The organism is Clostridium guangxiense, from assembly GCF_021043395.1.
Classification (GTDB): Bacteria; Bacillota; Clostridia; order Clostridiales; family Clostridiaceae; genus Clostridium_S; species Clostridium_S guangxiense.
Map to the genome: position 1 here is coordinate 185,929 of NZ_JAJNKE010000004.1, position 17,844 is coordinate 203,772.

The following is a 17,844-nucleotide window of genomic DNA, read 5'->3' on the forward strand; positions in this document are numbered from 1 at the left end:
TTTTATGCTAGTTTTAACTGTAATTATACTACATTTTAATTTTAATTAAAATAGAAAGATTTATTCCTTTGTATTTTAAAATCCACCTTATATGTTAGTTATTTGTTATATTTTGCAACATTATTGTCAAGTTGTTTACACAACTTTTTTAGTGCTCTTTTCTCTATTCTTGATACATACGATCTTGATATACCCAAAATTTTAGCAATTTCTCTTTGATTTTTAGGCTTTCCATCACCAAGTCCATATCGCATCTTTATTATAATCTTTTCTCTTCCTTTAAGTGAATTTTCAATTTCTATATACAGTTTACTTATTTGTATCCTATTTTCAACAATTTCAATAACCGAATCCTCATCACTGCTTAATATATCCATAAGAGATATTTCATTGCCCTCCTTGTCAACTCCTATTGGGTCCTGCAGATACACTTCATTTTTTATCTTCTTGTTATTTCTTATAAGCATCAATATCTCATTTTCGATACATCTTGCAGCATAAGTAGCAAGCCTTGTGCCTTTTAAGCTATTATAGGAATCTATTGCCTTTATAAGTCCTATAGTACCTATTGATATTAAATCATCAACTTCTTTTCCGTAATAGGAATATTTTTTTACAATATGAGCAACTAATCTTAAATTCCTTTCAATAAGTACACTTTTTGCTTGAGGATTACCTTCTTCTAATTTTTTAATATACTCTTTTTCTTCACTTTCAGTTAAAGGTTTAGGAAACGATGTTCCATTGCCAATGTACGCCGTAAAAAAAGACATTCCACCCATTATATTTAATAAATAATATATTGATAACAAAGGTTTTCCTCCTAATAGTGCTTATTAATATATTATTTAAATAGCTTGTATAATGTTCCTAAAAAACAAATATTTTTTTAAATAGTTTTTAATTTTTATTATTTAAAGACTCAACTATTTTTTTAAATATAGGTGCTGTTGTGATAGCGGCACTCATATTCTTATCTATATTTGGTGCAAATATAACTGCAGAATAATTAATACCATTAGCGTTAAAAAATCCAGCAAACCATGCATCTACATTTTCAATCGTCTTATCTTTATTTTCTCCTCTTTGCGCAGTTCCTGTTTTGCCTCCAATGCATGGATTAGGAGTATAGGCAAGAAGTCCAGTTCCATGTTTATCAGTAAGAACTTCTTTAAAAAGCTCAAGCATCGTATTGGCTGTATTCTCACTTATAACTCTATTGCTATATATTTTCTCTTTTTCTACATTACCAGTAATTCCATTAATATATGAATCAACAATATGAGGCTTAACATAGATACCTTTATTAACTACAGTATTAGGAATAGCTAAGGCTTCCACTGGAGTTATTCTAAGACTTTGCCCATATGATAGTAAACTTAGATTTCCTGTATCATTAGAATCCATACTATCCATAGAACCATTGCTTTCCCCGTCAATATTTAGCACTTTATCAAACAATCCCTGGTTTTTAGCTGTGTTATATATATTATAAAAACCTGTCTTTTGACCTATATTTATGAAAACATCATTAGACGAAACAACAAATGCCTGCTTTGGTGTACAATAATCATAAACTTTTTCCTGACTAAACTTTCCTGTATCTTTTATAGGTGTATTTAGATCTACGCTTTTACTTTCAATAGCTGCTTCTTCAACTATAGTTTTAAATATAGAACCTGGATAATAAATTCCCTTTAGTCCAAAATTTATATTAGCATCGTATAAATCCTTTTGAGCAGCTGCTCTTATAGCTCCGTTTTCACTTTCCATGACAATTGCAGAAGCCTGCTTAAGATCACTGTCATCTAATATGTTTTGAACCTTATCATTTATTGTTTTATCTATAGTAAGCTTAACTTTTGAAAGATTTTTATTATTTATTTCATTTGAAGAAATAATATTACCATTGCTGTCATTCTTAAATACTTTTTCAGGATATTCATCATTTTTAAACCTGTCATATATTGTTTTTTCAAGCGAATTATTTGCTTTGAATTTTTTATTATTTTTATCCTTAGGATTAGTTATAATATTGAATATATCTGCTGCTTCACTTCTGTCTACTTTATTAACATAGTAAGTGTATATACCATTTACATCCTTGAACTTTTGAAGATTATTATAAATAGTTTCATCTATCTTCCAATATAGCTTATTAGTTGAACTTTCTATGGATACCTGACTTAAATCATAATTCTTATTATAATTTTTCAAAATATAATTCAATGCAGTTAATTTTCTTATATTGGTGTCACTATTATTTCTACTAAAAATATATGGATTTATTACAACATAGTAATCCTTATTAAATGGCAAAAGATCTTTTCCATTACAATCTATAACTTCATAATTTAAATCAGAAGTTTTTTCAAAAGATGACATTTGCGCTGCATAATTAACCTCTAACTCCTCATTGTAATTCATAATAATGTACAATCTATATATTAAAAAAGAAAAAGCAATAACTAGTATAACAAGTATAGACATGCATCTGATTTTTGATTTATACATAAAAACACCTCACCATAGTCTAAATCTTTGACTAAAATGAGGCATTTTATTCAATCTTAAATTATTATTTCTGCTTAATTAGCATATTACCCTTTTCTAAAACCATATCACATTTTATTGTATAAATCATTTGTGCAACAGGTGTACTTTCTATTTCTTCACCTTTTTCATTTCTAATATCTGTTAGCATAATTTCGAAATTTTCGCCTTTAGGTCTTAAAACTTCTACAATATCTCCAGAATACACCTTATTCTTCTGCTCTATAGTTGCAGTATTTGTTTCTTTATCATAGTCTTTTACTATTCCAGCTATATCAAAATCTCTTATATATGATGAAGATCCATAATACTGTCTATTGTCTTCTCCATAATAAAATCCTGTACAATATCCTCTGTGACTTGGTTTCATTAAATAATCCATCCATTTAGGATCAAATTTATACTCAGAAGGATTTTCAAAATACTTGTCTAAAGCTTCCCTGTATGCTTTCACAACAGAGGCAACATAATATGCACTTTTCATTCTTCCTTCAATTTTTAAAGAATTTATACCTGACTCAACTAAATCGGGAATATGTTCAATCATGCAAAGATCCTTTGAATTCATTATATATGTCCCTTTATCATCTTCCATTATAGGAAAATACTGTCCAGGCCTTTTTTCCTCAACAAGAGCGTATTTATATCTGCATGGTTGAGCGCATTGTCCTCTATTTGAATCTCTTCCCGTCATATAATTAGATAAAAGACATCTTCCTGAATAAGAAATACACATAGAGCCATGAACAAAAGCTTCAATTTCACAAGTTTCTGGAAGATTTCTTCTAATTTCTTTTATTTCCTCAAGAGACATTTCTCTTGCAAGAACTATTCTTTTAACTCCTTGTTTGTGCCAAAATAATGCTGATTTCCAATTTACATTATTTGCCTGAGTGCTTAAATGTAATTCAAGTTCTGGAACAACTTCTTTTGCAGTCATTATTATTCCAGGATCTGAAACTAAAATTGCATCAACTTTTAAATTATACAGTTCTTTCAAATAATCTTCTAGTCCAATTAAATCTTCATTATGAGGAAAAACATTTAAAGTTACATATACTTTTTTTCCTAATGAATGTGCAAAATCAATTCCTTGTTTTAATTCATCCGAACCAAAGTTATCTGCAAATGCTCTTAAATTAAGCTTACTTCCCCCAAGATAAACTGCATCTGCTCCATACTCAATGGCAGTCTTTAATTTTTCTAAGTTTCCAGCTGGTGCTAATATCTCCGGTTTATTCACAATCCTGCCTCCTTGTTGTAACTGCAATTCCATCTCCCATTGGAATTACAGAAGTAATTAAACTTTTATTATTAGAAACCATATCAAGATAATTTTTCATTCTTTTAACTATGGTGATTTTTCTTCTTTGTAATAATTCTCTATTCGCTACCATACCTCTAAATAGTACATTGTCGGCTATTACAATTCCATCCTTTTTTAACATTCTAAGACATTCATTAAAAAAATCCTCATAATGCCCTTTTCCAGCATCTATAAATATAATGTCATATTCATCATTAAGCTTTTTTAAACACTCCATACAATCACCCAATATAACATCTATTCTTTTGTCCAATCCATATTTATGTATATTTTCGAGTGCTATATTTACCATATCTTCACTTCTATCTACAGATGTTATATGAGCCTCTGAATTAATAGCCATTAAAATTGCAGAATACCCTATGGCGGTTCCAAGTTCAAGTATTTTAAGCGGCCTTTTTATTTTTACCATTAATTCAAGAAATTTAGCAGTCTCCTTTTGAACTATTGGCACGTTATTACTTTCAGCGTATTCTTCTAACTCTTTAAGTAAACCCTGTCTTTCAGGAATTAATTCTCTTATATAATTTTCAATGTAATCGTACATTATTTTGCTCATTAGAATTCCTCCAAAATTAAAATCCCTGAGTTTTTTCTTTAATCTTTAAAAATTCTTTGTAATCTTTTGTGAAAAAATGTGTTCCATCATTTTGGGATACAAAATAAATATAATCTGTATTTTTAGGATTAATTGCTGCAATTATTGAAGCCTTACCTGGAGAACATATAGGCCCTTCTGGCATACCATCTACAAGATATGTATTATAAGTAGAATTTATTTTAAGATCATTATATGTAAGTTTATCTTTATGATAGCCAAGAGCATATTCTACAGTAGCACAGGATTGAAGCTTCATATTGAGCCTCATTCTATTATAGAAAACCGATGAAATTACTGCTCTTTCTTTCTGAACCTCTGCTTCACGTTCTACAATTGAAGCCATTGTTATTATCCTATCAATATCATTTATTTTAGTTCCAGACTCCTTTTTAATACCAGTAATCACTGATTTAAATCTTTCAAGCATAATGTCTATTATTTCTTTTCCTGTCATGTTTTTTTTGAATTCATAAGTATCCGGGAAAAGATAGCCTTCAAGTTTATACTTTCTTTTATTATCATTTTTTATGTAACTAGGAATAGTATATTCTTGACATGCTTTTAAAAACTTATCACTTGATATTACTCCCTTTTTCTCTAGCAAACTTGCCATCTGCGTTATTTGAAATCCTTCCGGCATTGTCACCCTTATATATGTGTCATCAAAAATTCCATTTTTCATGTCATTTACAAGCGAATCTATATTTTCTCCAGCTTTTATTGAATAAAATCCCGGTTTAATTTCACCGGGAAATTTTTTGTATTTAACATATGCCTTAAGAAAGAACTTGTTTTTAATTAAATTATTCTTATCCAACGAATCTATTATTTTATATAAGTTATCATCTTTTTTAACTTCAAATCTATACTTATTATTTATCTTAAACGGATTTCGTATTACAGAATTTAAATATGATAATAAAACTAAAATAACAATCAGACAACAAATTAAAATAGAAATTTTTCTTTTAATAAATAATTTCTTATTTTCCATAAACCCATTCCCCTTAATTATGGTTCTCTATTTTCCTCTGTTTTTTCTTCTAAGATTAGTATCCAATATCTTCTTTCTCATTCTAATACTTTTAGGTGTAACTTCTACAAATTCATCTGCTGCAATGAATTCAAGGCATTTCTCCAAAGTCATATCTGGTGGTGGTACAAGCTTTAAGGATTCATCTGCACCTGATGATCTACAGTTTGAAAGATGTTTCTTCTTACATACATTAACTTCCAAATCTTCTGCCCTTGAACATTCTCCAACTATCATTCCTTCATACGTTTCAACGCCTGCTCCTATAAATAGCTTTCCTCTGTCCTGAGCACTAAACAATCCATAAGCTACTGATGTTCCTGTATCGAAGGAAACAATTGATCCTCTTGATCTTCCAGGAATATCTCCTTTATATGGCTCATAATCATCTAAAACCGAGTTCATTATACCATTTCCTTTAGTGTCTGTCATAAACTCATTTTTAAAACCAATTAAACCTCTTGATGGTATTTTAAATTCAAGTCTTGTATAACCATTTATTGCAGATGTCATATTAACAAGTTCTGCTTTTCTAGGTCCAAGCTTTTCCATTACAACACCCATAAATTCTTCTGGCACATCTATTGTAAGATATTCTATTGGCTCAAGCTTCTTTCCATTTTCTTCTTTGTATATTACCATTGGTTTTGAAACTTGAAACTCAAATCCTTCTCTTCTCATAGTTTCTATTAATATTGAAAGATGAAGTTCTCCTCTTCCACTGACTTTAAATTTATCAGGCGAATCAGTTTCTTCAACTCTTAAGCTTACATTTGTTTCAAGCTCTTTTGTTAGTCTATCTCTTATATGTCTAGAAGTTATAAATTCACCTTCCTTGCCTGCAAAAGGAGAATCATTTACCATAAAATACATACTAAGTGTAGGTTCATCAATATCTATAAAAGGTAGTGCTTCAGGTCTTGAAGTATCCGCAATTGTTTCTCCTATATTAACATCTGGTATTCCCGAAACAACAGCTATATCTCCAAGTTTTACTTCTGATGCTTCCACTCTTTTTAAACCTTCATAAACAAATAAGCTAGAAATTTTTACATTTTCTTGTGCCCCATCTCTTCTTATTAAGACAGCCTGTTGATTCTTTTTAATAGTACCTCTTTCAACTTTTCCTATAGCTATTCTTCCAACATATTCATTTGAATCGATTGTTGAAACAAGCATCTGCATAGGTTCATCCAAATATCCTTCAGGTGGAGCTACATGTTTTATTATTGTTTCAAATATTGGCTCCATTGTATTATTATCATCCTCAAGCTCATACTTTGCAATTCCAGCCTTTGCTGATGCATAAACAATAGGGAATTCAAGCTGTTCATCATTTGCTCCAAGTTCTACAAATAAATCAAATATCTCATCTAAAACTTGAGCTGGTCTTGCATTTGGCTTATCAATTTTATTAACTACAACAATTGGCTTTAATCCAAGTTCTAATGCTTTCTTTAATACAAATTTTGTCTGTGGCATAGGACCTTCAAAAGCATCTACTAATAAAAGTACGCTGTCCACCATCTTAAGAACACGTTCAACTTCTCCACCAAAATCAGCATGACCTGGAGTATCAACTATATTTATTTTAACTCCTTTATGCATTACAGATGTATTCTTAGAAAGTATTGTTATTCCTCTTTCCTTTTCAAGATCATTAGAATCCATAACTCTTTCCTGAACTTTTTCATTACTTCTAAATATATGACTTTGTCTCAATAATGCATCTACAAGAGTTGTTTTACCGTGGTCAACGTGCGCGATTATTGCAACATTTCTTATATCTTCTCTGGTAAACTTTTCCATTTCTTTTCCTCCATATATTGATAAAATATTAACTTTAAATATCATAAAAATAAATTGGCTACTTAATAGTACCCAATTTATTTTAATATTACTATGCTAAAATGTCAAATTCATAATATTATTTAACTCAAAGGGTTATATTTCCATTATAATAGGTAATATCATTGGTTTCCTCTTAGTTTTTTCATACAAGAAACCTCTTAAAACTTCTTTAACATTTGACTTAATTGTAGCCCATTCTTTAATGTGGTTATCTTCACACTCTTTAAGAGCATTTTTTACAAGTTCTCTTGCCTGATCCATTAAATCTTCAGATTCTCTTACATAAACAAATCCTCTTGAAATGATATCTGGTCCAGCAATAACACTTCCACTTTCCTTTTCTATGGTAACCACAACAGTCAATATGCCATCCTGAGATAAATGCTTTCTATCTCTCAAAACAATATTACCAACATCTCCAACGCCGAGCCCATCTACAAAAACTTGACCTGAAACTACTGTACCACTTTTCTTTATACTGTCTCTTGTTACCTCTATAACATCACCATTATCTGAAAGTACAATATTTTGTCTTGGCATACCTAAACTTACTGCAAGTTCTGCATGCTGCTTAAGGTGTCTATACTCACCATGAACAGGAATAAAAAATCTTGGTTTTATAAGCGTATGCATCATTTTCAATTCTTCTTGACATGCATGACCAGAAACATGTACATCTGCAAGTCCTTCATAAATAACATCTGCACCTTTTTTAAACAGCTGATTTATAACCCTTGAAACTAACTTTTCATTTCCAGGAATAGGGTTAGCAGATATTATTACAGTATCCCCGTCTTGAATAGTTACCTTCTTATGTTCTGAAGCTGCCATTCTTGAAAGTGCTGACATTGGCTCTCCTTGACTTCCTGTTGTTATAATCACAATTTTATCATCTGGATATCTATTTATTGCCTCAACTCCTATAACAACACCTTCATTAACTTTGAGGTATCCAAGTTCTATAGCAACTGCTACAATATTTTCCATACTTCTTCCTGAAACAGCAACTTTTCTGTCAAACTTTTCAGCAGCTTCAACTATTTGCTGTATTCTATGAATATTTGAAGCAAACGTAGCAATAATAATTCTGCCCTTAGTTTTTGCAAATATATTATTGAATGTCTCCCCCACCGTACGTTCAGTTCTCGTATATCCTGGCCTTTCAACATTTGTACTGTCGCACATCATTGCTAATACTCCTTTTTTGCCAAGTTCTGCAAAACGTGCAAAATCAGCAACACATCCATCTATAGGAGTATAATCGATTTTAAAATCCCCAGTGTGAAGAACGACCCCCATTGGTGTGTGAATAGCTATGGCTACAGAATCAGCAATACTATGGCTTTGCCTTATAAATTCAACGGACATATTATCAAGCTTAACTATATCTCTAGCCTTAATAACCTTTAAATCTACACTGCCGAGCAAGTTATGTTCCTTAAGTTTTGTTTCAACTATTCCTATAGTAAGCTTTGTACCATATACCGGAACATTTAAATCTCTTAACACATATGGAAGCGCACCAATATGATCTTCATGCCCATGTGTTAAAAATATCCCCTTTACTTTTTCTGCATTTTTAATCAAATAACTGATATCTGGTATTACAATATCTATACCAAACATCTCTTCATCTGGAAACTTAAGGCCGCAGTCTATAACGACTATTTCATTTCTATATTCAATAACCGTTAAGTTCTTACCTATTTCATTTACACCACCAAGGGGAATTATTTTTATTTTATCTTTTTCTCTTCGCGTGGTTCTCCCCTCCTTCTTTTTTATATTTTATATCAACTATAAATTGTTTGAAATTTACAGCTTCTTTCTGCAATCACTACATAAACCATAAAATTTAACACTGTGGTTTTTAACAAGGAAATCATATTGCTTTTCTATTTTTTCTTCTAAGCTTTCTAATAAATCTCCTTGCACTTCCATTACCTTGCCACAATTAGTACAAATTAAATGGTGGTGTTGATGAATTTCACTTCCATGAACCAGTTCATATCTACTGCATCCGTCATTTAGCTCAAGTTTAGAAACAACTCCTATATCTTCCAGAAGTTGTATGGTTCTATAAACAGTTGCAAGACCAATTTCAGGACACTCAACTTTAACTAGATCATATAATTCCTCAACTGTAAGGTGTTTACCTTCATTCTTTATTATTATATCTAAAACCGCTCTCCTTTGAGGAGTTAGTTTATAGCCTTTATCTTTAAGATTGTTCTTAAGCTTTTCAATCTCTGTTGGAGACATTACATTCATTTTTATCACCCATTTCAAAAAGTTAAATAAACATACACTATTCTGAATCTCCAGAAAATAAAGCTTCATATGCTTCTGATACTATTTTAAATTCATCATCATCTTCAACTGTAAATAAAATATCATCGCCATTTTCATCTTTATCTATTTTTAGTATTATAGCTTCTGAATCTTCAGGAGCATTTTCAGGGATAACAATTACATATTCATTATCTTCAATATCCATTTTAGTTACAACTTCAAAGGTGTTTTCTTTTCCATCTTCATCCAAAAGAGTTATTTTATCTACATCATTTTCCATATGATTAAATCCTCCAGTATAATATTATATTTTAGATTTCAAATAAGATTTTGTCAAATTTGACTTTTATATATGCTATCTAAATATCCTTGTAAAATATATGTAGCTGCGACCTTATCAACTATTTTTTTTCTTTTAGCCCTTGATAAATCTGCTTCAAGCATAGCTCTATTGGCTGCAACAGTTGTAAGTCTTTCATCCCACATTTTTATTGGAAGCTTAATAACTTCCTTTATTATTTCACAAAATGCTAATACCTTTTCGCTTTGTGGTCCTACAGTACCATTCATGTTTTTAGGGAGTCCACATACTATGGTATCAACATTATAATTATCACAAACTTTTTTTAGTTCATCAATATCGTATTGTTCATTTTTCCTTCTTATTGTTCCTATACCTTGAGCGGTAAAACCAAGTGGATCACTTATTGCCATACCTATTGTTCTATCTCCAACATCTATTCCAAGTATCCTCATTTAATAACTCCTTAAATTATAATAACGTAACAAAACTAACTCTACTTTGATGCATTTTTAGACAAATCAACTTAATCATAAAACAAAAATGCCCTAAAAGGGCACTTTTATTTAAACATCAAGATAAGATTTCAAAACTTCTTCTAGTATTTCATCTCTCTCTAATTTTCTAACTAAAGCACGTGCACCATTGTAGTTAGTTATGTAAGTAGGGTCACCGGATATCAAATATCCAACCAATTGGTCTACCGGATTGTATCCTTTTTCTTTTAATGCTTTATATACTTCACTTAAAATTGCTTTTGTGAGATCCTTTTTATTTTTTAGTACATCAAATTCTATAGTATCGTCGTTATTTATATTCCCCATTTTACATATTCACCCCTTTTTAATTAGTAATAAACTTGTGCTTTAATATTATTATAAATCATATTATAGTAATTGTATACTACTTTACTAATTTTTCCAGTACTTTTTTTGCTTCACTAAGTGCAAATTCTAATTTTTCAGGAGATTTTCCACCTGCTTGAGCCATATCAGGTCTTCCTCCTCCATTTCCACCACAAATATTTGCAACTTCTTTTATGAGTTTACCACAGTGAACTCCTCTCGATACTGCTCCTTTACTAGCCATAGCTACTAATTGAACCTTATTCTCGCTTGAAGTTCCGAGAAGAACTACACCTTCTCCGATCTTGCTTCTAACCTTATCACATAGTTCTCTTAATGAATTTGAATCAATATCTTTTACATAATAAGCAGCATATTTAACATCTTTGACATTATCTAAGGCTTTAAGTATTTCATCTTCAGCTCCACCAGCAAGTTTTGATTTAAGTGCAGCTATTTCTTTTTCTTTTGCCTTAATTTCTGATACTTGCTGCTCTATTTTATTTATTATATCCTTATCTGAACATTTAAATTCATTTTCTATGCTTCTTATTAAATTTTCTTTTTCTTCTACGTATTCAACAGCAGTAATTCCAGTCACAGCCTCTATTCTTCTTATGCCTGCTGCAACTCCACTTTCAGATACTATTTTAAATAATCCTATTTCCCCACTATTTTTTACATGAGTACCACCACAAAATTCCTTGCTGAAATCGCCAACTGAAACAACCCTTACACTTTCACCATATTTATCATCAAATAAAGCAGTTGCACCAGTTTTCTTAGCTTCTTCAAGAGTCATTACATCAGTATTAACATCGTAAATTTTCATTATTTCTTTATTTACTATTCTCTCTACTTCTACAAGTTCTTTATCGGTAACCCCTGTAAAATGAGTAAAATCAAATCTTAATTTTTCATCATCAACATAAGAACCTGATTGATGTACATGATCTCCAAGCACTGACTTTAAAGCTTCCTGAAGCATATGAGTTGCTGTATGGTTCTTTGCTATATTTTCTCTTCTATTTTTATTAACTTTTAATTGAACCTCTTCACCTTTTTCGATATATCCACTTAAAATTTCAACAAATTGAATTGTTTTACCAGATATATTTTTCCTACAGTCAACAACTTTTGCTTCACCATGCTTTCCTATAATTGCTCCTGTGTCACCTATTTGACCACCCATTTCAGCATAAAAAGGCGTTTTGGAAACAACTACTGCTCCTGTTTCTCCTGCATTCAATATTTCAACCATTTCTTCATCTTTTATTAAGATATCAGCCTTTGAAGTGCTCTCCAAAGAATCATATCCTGTAAAAACAGTCTCTACAGTAGAATCTATCTTATCTATAGTTTTTATGTCCTTACCCATATAGTTTGATTCTTCTCTTGCTTCTCTTGCTCTTTTTCTTTGAAGCTGCATTTCTCTATCAAAACCATCTCTATCGACTTTGATTCCTTTTTCTTCAAGTATTTCTTCTGTAAGTTCAACTGGGAAACCGTAAGTATCATAAAGCTTAAATGCCTTAGCTCCATCTAAAACTTTATCTTCTTTTCCAATCTCATCTACATATTCCTTAAGTATTTGAATACCACTGTCTATAGTTTGAGAGAATCTTTCTTCTTCAAGTTGTATTACTTTCTTTATATAATCCTTCTTTTCTGCAAGTTCAGGATAAGCACCTTTTGAATCCTCTATTACAACTTTACAAATATCACATAAAAATGCTTTATTAATTCCAAGTGCTTTACCATGTCTTGAAGCTCTTCTTAAAAGTCTTCTAAGAACATATCCTCTTCCTTCATTTGATGGCAATATTCCATCGCTTATCATGAATGTAACACTTCTAACATGATCAGTTATAATCCTGATTGAAAGATCTTTCTTGTCATCTTCACCATATTTTGCATTTGATACTTTTGCAACTTCATTTAATATATTTTTCATAGTATCAACTTCAAATATAGTGTTTGTTCCCTGCATTATAGTTGCCATTCTTTCAAGTCCCATACCTGTATCTATATTAGGGTTTAAAAGTTTATTATAGTTTCCTTCTTCATCCTTATCAAATTGTGTAAAAACAAGATTCCAAAATTCTATTATTCTATCTTCGTCTTGTGCCTTTACAAATTCTTCAATAGTTTCTACAGTTTTTCCGCCTTTTCTATCAAAATGTATTTCAGAGCAAGGTCCGCATGGGCCGGAACCATGTTCCCAAAAGTTATCTTCTTTTCCAAGTCTAAATATTCTCTTAGGATCTACTCCTGCTTTTTCAGTCCATATTTTAAAAGCTTCATCATCATCAAGATAAATAGTTATATATAATCTATCCTTTGGCAATTCCAAGACTTCAGTTATAAACTCCCAAGCCCATGGAATAACTTCATTTTTAAAATAGTCTCCAAAAGAAAAATTACCTAACATCTCAAAGAAAGTAGCATGTCTTGCAGTCTTTCCTACATTTTCTATATCCCCTGTTCTTACGCACTTTTGGCAAGTGGTTACTCTTTTTCTAGGTGGAACTTGAAGTCCTGTAAAATATGGCTTTAAAGGTGTCATTCCTGCATTAATTAGTAATAAACTTTTATCGTTATTAGGAACAAGTGAAAAACTTGGAAGCCTTAGATGTCCTTTACTTTCAAAAAAACTTAAATATGCTTCTCTAATATCATTTAACCCCATATATTTCATTATGTATCTCCTCCAAATATTTTTTAAAATTCTATGTAAAACAAAAAGCCCTCATCCTTCAAACGAAGGGACGAAAGCCAAATTTCCGCGGTACCACCCTAATTACACATATGTGCCACTTATATTAACAAATAGCTCAAAGACAGCTTCAAAATGCCAAATAAAAAGTTTTCACCAACCACTTTTTCTCTAAATATTAAGACATATTTACTAATTCTTATCATCGCTTCACTATATTTAAAAAGACAAATAAATTATAGTTAATATTTAATGCATTGTCAAGCAAAATAGTTTTAACAGCTAAAATAAATAATAATTTAAGTCCTCATAAATCACCCTTACTATAACTGCTGCTGGAATAACTAAAACCATTCCAACAAAACCTCCAAGTTTTTCTCCAATTATTAGTAGTATTATTACAACAAGTGGATGCATATCAACTGAGTCTCCTGTCATTTTAGGAGAAATAATATTTCCCTCTATAATTTGAATTAAATAAAGTGCTATTGCTGTATAAATTGCCTTTCTAGGTGAAATCAAAAGCGCTACTATTATGGAGGGTATTGCACCAAATATAGGTCCAAAATACGGTATTATATTGAATAGTCCATTTATTATAGATAGTAAAATAGGATAATTTACCTTCAGAATACTCAGTATAATAAATGTAAGTATACCTATAAATGTGCACAATGCAAGTTGACATATAGTATATTTGCTTAAAATAATATCAACATCATAGGCTATTTTTTTTACTACATTTCTATATTTATAAGGGACAATTTTTATTACTCCTTTTCTTATTTCATCCCAATCAGCTAAAAAGTAATATGATATTATTGGGAATATTGTAGCATCCAATGCATTTTGACAAATTATAAGAACTAAATTTACTATTTTATTTATTATAATTTTAAGTTCATAATTAAATTTGTCATATATACTTATGACTAAATTGTCTCCAGGTGAACTTTTAGACAATGGCTTCACAAAATTCTGTATTTTTTCAATGTAATTTTTTATCTCTGATCTCGTAACATCAACAGTTAGCGTCTCTTTCAATATTGATGGAATAAGAAAAACTATAAAGCCTAAAATGGTAATTATCATAACACTTACAAGAAACAGTGCAGAAACTTTTTTATTTACCCCTCTATTTATTAAAATTAAGTGTATTGGTTTTAATAAATATGCCATAATAAAACTTAGAAGAACTAAATAAAATACTGTTTTAAATATTTTAATTTTACTAAGTACAATTAAAATAATTATAATTAATACTATCGCTATTATGTATTTATATATTTTTTTCATTTTTATCAACTTCCATTGCAATATTATGAAATATCCTTACAAAATTAAATTTTTCTTGTTTAGCAAGACAAAGTAAATTATTTTTCCCTATTATATAGTTTCCTTGCAAAATAATTTTCTTACCAGATATTATATTGTCAAAAATGCCTTTTGATATAATAAGACCTTTGATTTTAAGATTCATTTCATCAAATATTATTTCCTCTACAACCCCAAGTATAAGCCCATCAACATTTATAGTCTCCATACCCTTTATATTTTTAAACTCAACAAATTCTCCTCTAAATTCTTCTTCCCTAACTATAAGTTTTGAGCTAATGCATATAACATTATCTTTACTAATACAAATACTTTTGTTAAATATACTACCCTTATTTATTCTAAATCCCTCAATAGTACCGTCATTAAAATTTAGCAATAAGTCTTCTATTCTCCCTATCCTTTTACCGTCTACAGAGTATGCATTTGCAAACATAAAATCTCTACTTCTCATCATAAAAATCACCCTAATTGTAGGTTAACCCCTTTTTTTTAAGGATATACTTGTAATTTAATTTTTCCGCTTAAAAATATTACAAATAGAGTACAAAGTACAGAGCACAGAGTACAATGAATGTGGATTTACCTTTCGTTTCTCTCAGGTAAATCTTAGAACTTAATAGTTTCATCTGCGCTGAACACTATATTTTACCCCATGCGCAAGCATTAAATTTTAGATTTTTTGCAGCATAGCGGAGAAAAGTCATCCTTCACTGTACTCTGTACTTTGTACTCTGTTCTCTGTTTTAATTGCATTCAAAAAAGCAGAGACCCTTCTAAGTCTCTGCTTTTTATTTTTCCTCATTCGTTTTTATACCATTATAATCATCTATCATATCTTGTAAACTAATAGTATTAGTAACATGATCTATGCTTTCTTTAATTTTGACCCATAACAACCTTGTAGGACATGAATTGCTGTTACCACATATTCCTTCTTCCTCAACGCATTCTGATACTTCTATAGGTCCCTCTAAGACATCTAAAATATCAGAAATAAATATATCTTTAGGATCTTTTCCAAGCACATAGCCTCCTTGAGCACCTCTTATACTTTTAATCAACTTTGCCTTTCTTAAAGGGGCAAAAAGTTGCTCTAAGTAAGCCTCTGATATAGCTTGTCTTTCTGAAATACTTTTTATTGAAACTGGTTCGCTGTTACAGTGAAGTGCCAAATCTACCATCGCTTTAACACCATATCGTCCTTTAGTAGACAGTTTCATTAACTCACTTCCTTTAAAACGGGAAAATTTTCTATAATATAATTTATAATATCAAATCCGAGTGTTTTTGTCAACTATAAAAACAGAGTACAATGAAGGTGGATTTACCTTTCGTTTCTCTTAGGTAAATCTTAGAACTTAATAATGTCCGCTTCGCTGACATTATATTTATGCCATGCGCAGCATTAAGTTTCAGGTTTTTCGTAGCATAGCGGAGAAAAATCATCCTTCACTGTACTCTGTCATCTGTACTCTGTACTCTAAAATAATCTTTTCCTCCACATTAAAAAACTTAGGAGAGCCTAACTTACCGCTCTCCTAAATTTCCTATCCCATAAGTGAAGTCTCACCCATTAAATATTCATCTATAGCTTTTGCTGCCTGTCTACCATCGTGCATTGCACGAACTACAAGTGATTGTCCAGTTCTCATATCACCAGCAGAAAATACTTTTTTTACACTAGTCATATGATTTTCATCTGTAAGAACATTTCCTCTTCCATCAAGCTTTAAGCTAAGGTCATTTATAATTCCTTCATGTTGAGGATGTACAAAGCCCATTGCTATGAGTATTAAATCAACATGCTCTGAAAATTCACTGCCAGGTACTTCTGTCATAGTCATTCTTCCAGTATCATCTTTCTTCCATTCTACCCTAATGCCATGCAGAGTATCGATATGTCCATCCTTGCCCTCAACCTTTTTAGTTGAAACACAAAATTCCCTTACACAGCCTTCTTCATGAGAAGATGTTGTTTTAAAGGTTCTAGGGAAAAGCGGCCATGGCATAGTTTTGTCTCTTTTAATTGGTGCCTTAGGCATTATTTCATACTGTAATACCTTTTTAGCTCCCTGCCTTATAGCTGTTCCTATACAGTCAGAACCTGTATCTCCACCACCTACAACTACAACAACCTTGTCCTTTGCATTAATTTCTTCACCATCTATTTTAATTCCTGCGTTTCGCATATTCTGCTGCTTTAAGTAATCTACAGCAAAGTGAATTCCATCAAGTTCTCTTCCTTCAACTTTTAAATTTCTTGGTATAGTAGAACCTCCAGTTAAAAGCACACTATCAAATTTATCAAATATATCTTTTATGTCCACATCAAGTCCAACATTCACAGATGTTTTAAACTCTATACCAGACTTCTCCATTATATCTATTCTTCTATCTATAACATGCTTTTCAAGCTTAAAATCTGGAATACCATATCTTAAAAGTCCTCCAATTTGGTCAGCTCTTTCAAATACAGTTACAGAATGACCAACAGAATTAAGTTCTGCTGCTGCTGCAAGTCCTGCTGGGCCTGAACCTATAACAGCTACCTTCTTTCCAGTTCTAACCTTTGGCTGCTGCACCTTAACCCAACCTTCTTTATATGCTCTTTCAATTATTGCATACTCTATTTCTTCAACGGAAACAGAGTCAGAATTTGAGCCAAGAGTACAAGAACCTTCACATAGTGCAGGGCAAACTCTTCCTGTAAATTCTGGGAAGTTGCTTGTGAGAGAAATTCTCTCATAAGCCTTTTTCCATTCATTTTTATATATCATATCATTAAAATCAGGTACTAAATTTCCAAGTGGACATCCCCATGAGCAAAAAGGTATACCGCAATCCATACATCTTGCTGCTTGAGTTTTAATGCCATCCTCATTTAGTCTTTCATATACTTCTTTATAATCCTTTATTCTTACATTTACAGGACGTTTAATAGAAACTTCTCTTTTATATTCTTTAAATCCAGTTAATTTTCCCATCTC

16 protein-coding genes and 1 other annotated feature are annotated in these 17,844 nt (G+C 30.9%); all 16 genes read right to left on the reverse strand.

The window, feature by feature from the left end; genetic code table 11:
- Window positions 1-98: 98 nt before the first annotated feature.
- The 16 genes from sigK to LQK79_RS05210 all read right to left on the reverse strand — a co-directional run bounded on the left by sigK (window position 99) and on the right by LQK79_RS05210 (window position 17,841).
- Entirely contained in the window at window positions 99-812 is a 714-nt protein-coding gene (gene sigK / locus LQK79_RS05135) for an RNA polymerase sporulation sigma factor SigK (RefSeq protein WP_157055657.1), read from the reverse strand.
- An 88-nt stretch (window positions 813-900) separates the two neighbouring features.
- Window positions 901-2,514 (reverse strand): penicillin-binding transpeptidase domain-containing protein, encoded by a 1,614-nt coding sequence (locus LQK79_RS05140; protein ID WP_231015769.1) that lies wholly within the window; start codon window positions 2,512-2,514, stop codon window positions 901-903.
- A 64-nt stretch (window positions 2,515-2,578) separates the two neighbouring features.
- A complete protein-coding gene (locus LQK79_RS05145) occupies window positions 2,579-3,796 on the reverse strand; it encodes a peptidase U32 family protein (protein ID WP_053241214.1) in 1,218 nt (405 codons plus the stop codon).
- Window positions 3,789-4,439, reverse strand: coding sequence for an O-methyltransferase (locus LQK79_RS05150; RefSeq protein WP_231015770.1), 651 nt, complete (start codon window positions 4,437-4,439; stop codon window positions 3,789-3,791). The genes LQK79_RS05145 and LQK79_RS05150 overlap by 8 nt, the downstream gene beginning before the upstream one ends.
- 16 nt (window positions 4,440-4,455) lie before the next feature.
- The gene (gene mltG, locus LQK79_RS05155) at window positions 4,456-5,475 is read right to left on the reverse strand and encodes an endolytic transglycosylase MltG (protein WP_053241215.1); all 1,020 of its coding nucleotides are present in this window, start codon (window positions 5,473-5,475) and stop codon (window positions 4,456-4,458) included.
- Window positions 5,476-5,502: 27 nt separating this feature from the next.
- Window positions 5,503-7,323 (reverse strand): translational GTPase TypA, encoded by a 1,821-nt coding sequence (typA, locus tag LQK79_RS05160; protein WP_053241216.1) that lies wholly within the window; start codon window positions 7,321-7,323, stop codon window positions 5,503-5,505.
- 135 nt (window positions 7,324-7,458) lie between these two features.
- Complete coding sequence (locus LQK79_RS05165) at window positions 7,459-9,150, reverse strand: ribonuclease J (RefSeq protein ID WP_053241217.1); 1,692 nt, start codon at window positions 9,148-9,150, stop codon at window positions 7,459-7,461.
- Between the two features lie 30 nt (window positions 9,151-9,180).
- On the reverse strand, window positions 9,181-9,636 hold the full coding sequence (locus LQK79_RS05170) for a Fur family transcriptional regulator (RefSeq protein WP_053241218.1): 456 nt from the start codon (window positions 9,634-9,636) through the stop codon (window positions 9,181-9,183).
- Window positions 9,637-9,673: 37 nt separating this feature from the next.
- Window positions 9,674-9,937 carry a DUF1292 domain-containing protein gene (locus tag LQK79_RS05175; protein WP_053241219.1) on the reverse strand — a complete coding sequence of 88 codons (264 nt, stop codon included), beginning with the start codon at window positions 9,935-9,937 and terminating at the stop codon, window positions 9,674-9,676.
- Between the two features lie 53 nt (window positions 9,938-9,990).
- The gene (gene ruvX / locus LQK79_RS05180) at window positions 9,991-10,413 is read right to left on the reverse strand and encodes a Holliday junction resolvase RuvX (RefSeq protein WP_053241220.1); all 423 of its coding nucleotides are present in this window, start codon (window positions 10,411-10,413) and stop codon (window positions 9,991-9,993) included.
- Between the two features lie 111 nt (window positions 10,414-10,524).
- Window positions 10,525-10,782, reverse strand: a complete 258-nt coding sequence (locus LQK79_RS05185) for an IreB family regulatory phosphoprotein (RefSeq protein ID WP_053241221.1) — start codon at window positions 10,780-10,782, stop codon at window positions 10,525-10,527.
- A gap of 79 nt (window positions 10,783-10,861) precedes the next feature.
- Complete coding sequence (gene alaS / locus LQK79_RS05190; protein WP_231015771.1) at window positions 10,862-13,501, reverse strand: alanine--tRNA ligase; 2,640 nt, start codon at window positions 13,499-13,501, stop codon at window positions 10,862-10,864.
- 63 nt (window positions 13,502-13,564) lie between these two features.
- Window positions 13,565-13,734, reverse strand: a binding site (T-box leader).
- A 67-nt stretch (window positions 13,735-13,801) separates the two neighbouring features.
- Window positions 13,802-14,815: an AI-2E family transporter gene (locus LQK79_RS05195; protein ID WP_231015772.1), complete on the reverse strand. Its 1,014-nt coding sequence runs from the start codon at window positions 14,813-14,815 to the stop codon at window positions 13,802-13,804.
- On the reverse strand, window positions 14,799-15,311 hold the full coding sequence (locus LQK79_RS05200; protein WP_231015773.1) for a PRC-barrel domain-containing protein: 513 nt from the start codon (window positions 15,309-15,311) through the stop codon (window positions 14,799-14,801). The genes LQK79_RS05195 and LQK79_RS05200 overlap by 17 nt, the downstream gene beginning before the upstream one ends.
- Window positions 15,312-15,645: 334 nt before the next feature.
- Window positions 15,646-16,077 (reverse strand): RrF2 family transcriptional regulator, encoded by a 432-nt coding sequence (locus tag LQK79_RS05205; RefSeq protein ID WP_053241222.1) that lies wholly within the window; start codon window positions 16,075-16,077, stop codon window positions 15,646-15,648.
- A 327-nt stretch (window positions 16,078-16,404) separates the two neighbouring features.
- Window positions 16,405-17,841, reverse strand: coding sequence for a glutamate synthase subunit beta (locus tag LQK79_RS05210; RefSeq protein ID WP_231015774.1), 1,437 nt, complete (start codon window positions 17,839-17,841; stop codon window positions 16,405-16,407).
- Window positions 17,842-17,844 lie beyond the last annotated feature (3 nt).

Coding starts and splice junctions, on each gene's coding strand:
- LQK79_RS05200 (WP_231015773.1), bottom strand. CDS start 15,311: ATGATGAGAAGTAGAGATTTTATGTTTGCAAATGCATACTCTGTAGAC.
- typA (WP_053241216.1), bottom strand. CDS start 7,323: ATGGAAAAGTTTACCAGAGAAGATATAAGAAATGTTGCAATAATCGCG.
- LQK79_RS05210 (WP_231015774.1), bottom strand. CDS start 17,841: ATGGGAAAATTAACTGGATTTAAAGAATATAAAAGAGAAGTTTCTATT.
- LQK79_RS05185 (WP_053241221.1), bottom strand. CDS start 10,782: ATGGGGAATATAAATAACGACGATACTATAGAATTTGATGTACTAAAA.
- alaS (WP_231015771.1), bottom strand. CDS start 13,501: ATGAAATATATGGGGTTAAATGATATTAGAGAAGCATATTTAAGTTTT.
- ruvX (WP_053241220.1), bottom strand. CDS start 10,413: ATGAGGATACTTGGAATAGATGTTGGAGATAGAACAATAGGTATGGCA.
- LQK79_RS05140 (WP_231015769.1), bottom strand. CDS start 2,514: ATGTATAAATCAAAAATCAGATGCATGTCTATACTTGTTATACTAGTT.
- LQK79_RS05150 (WP_231015770.1), bottom strand. CDS start 4,439: ATGAGCAAAATAATGTACGATTACATTGAAAATTATATAAGAGAATTA.
- LQK79_RS05205 (WP_053241222.1), bottom strand. CDS start 16,077: ATGAAACTGTCTACTAAAGGACGATATGGTGTTAAAGCGATGGTAGAT.
- mltG (WP_053241215.1), bottom strand. CDS start 5,475: ATGGAAAATAAGAAATTATTTATTAAAAGAAAAATTTCTATTTTAATT.
- LQK79_RS05195 (WP_231015772.1), bottom strand. CDS start 14,815: ATGAAAAAAATATATAAATACATAATAGCGATAGTATTAATTATAATT.
- LQK79_RS05175 (WP_053241219.1), bottom strand. CDS start 9,937: ATGGAAAATGATGTAGATAAAATAACTCTTTTGGATGAAGATGGAAAA.
- LQK79_RS05170 (WP_053241218.1), bottom strand. CDS start 9,636: ATGAATGTAATGTCTCCAACAGAGATTGAAAAGCTTAAGAACAATCTT.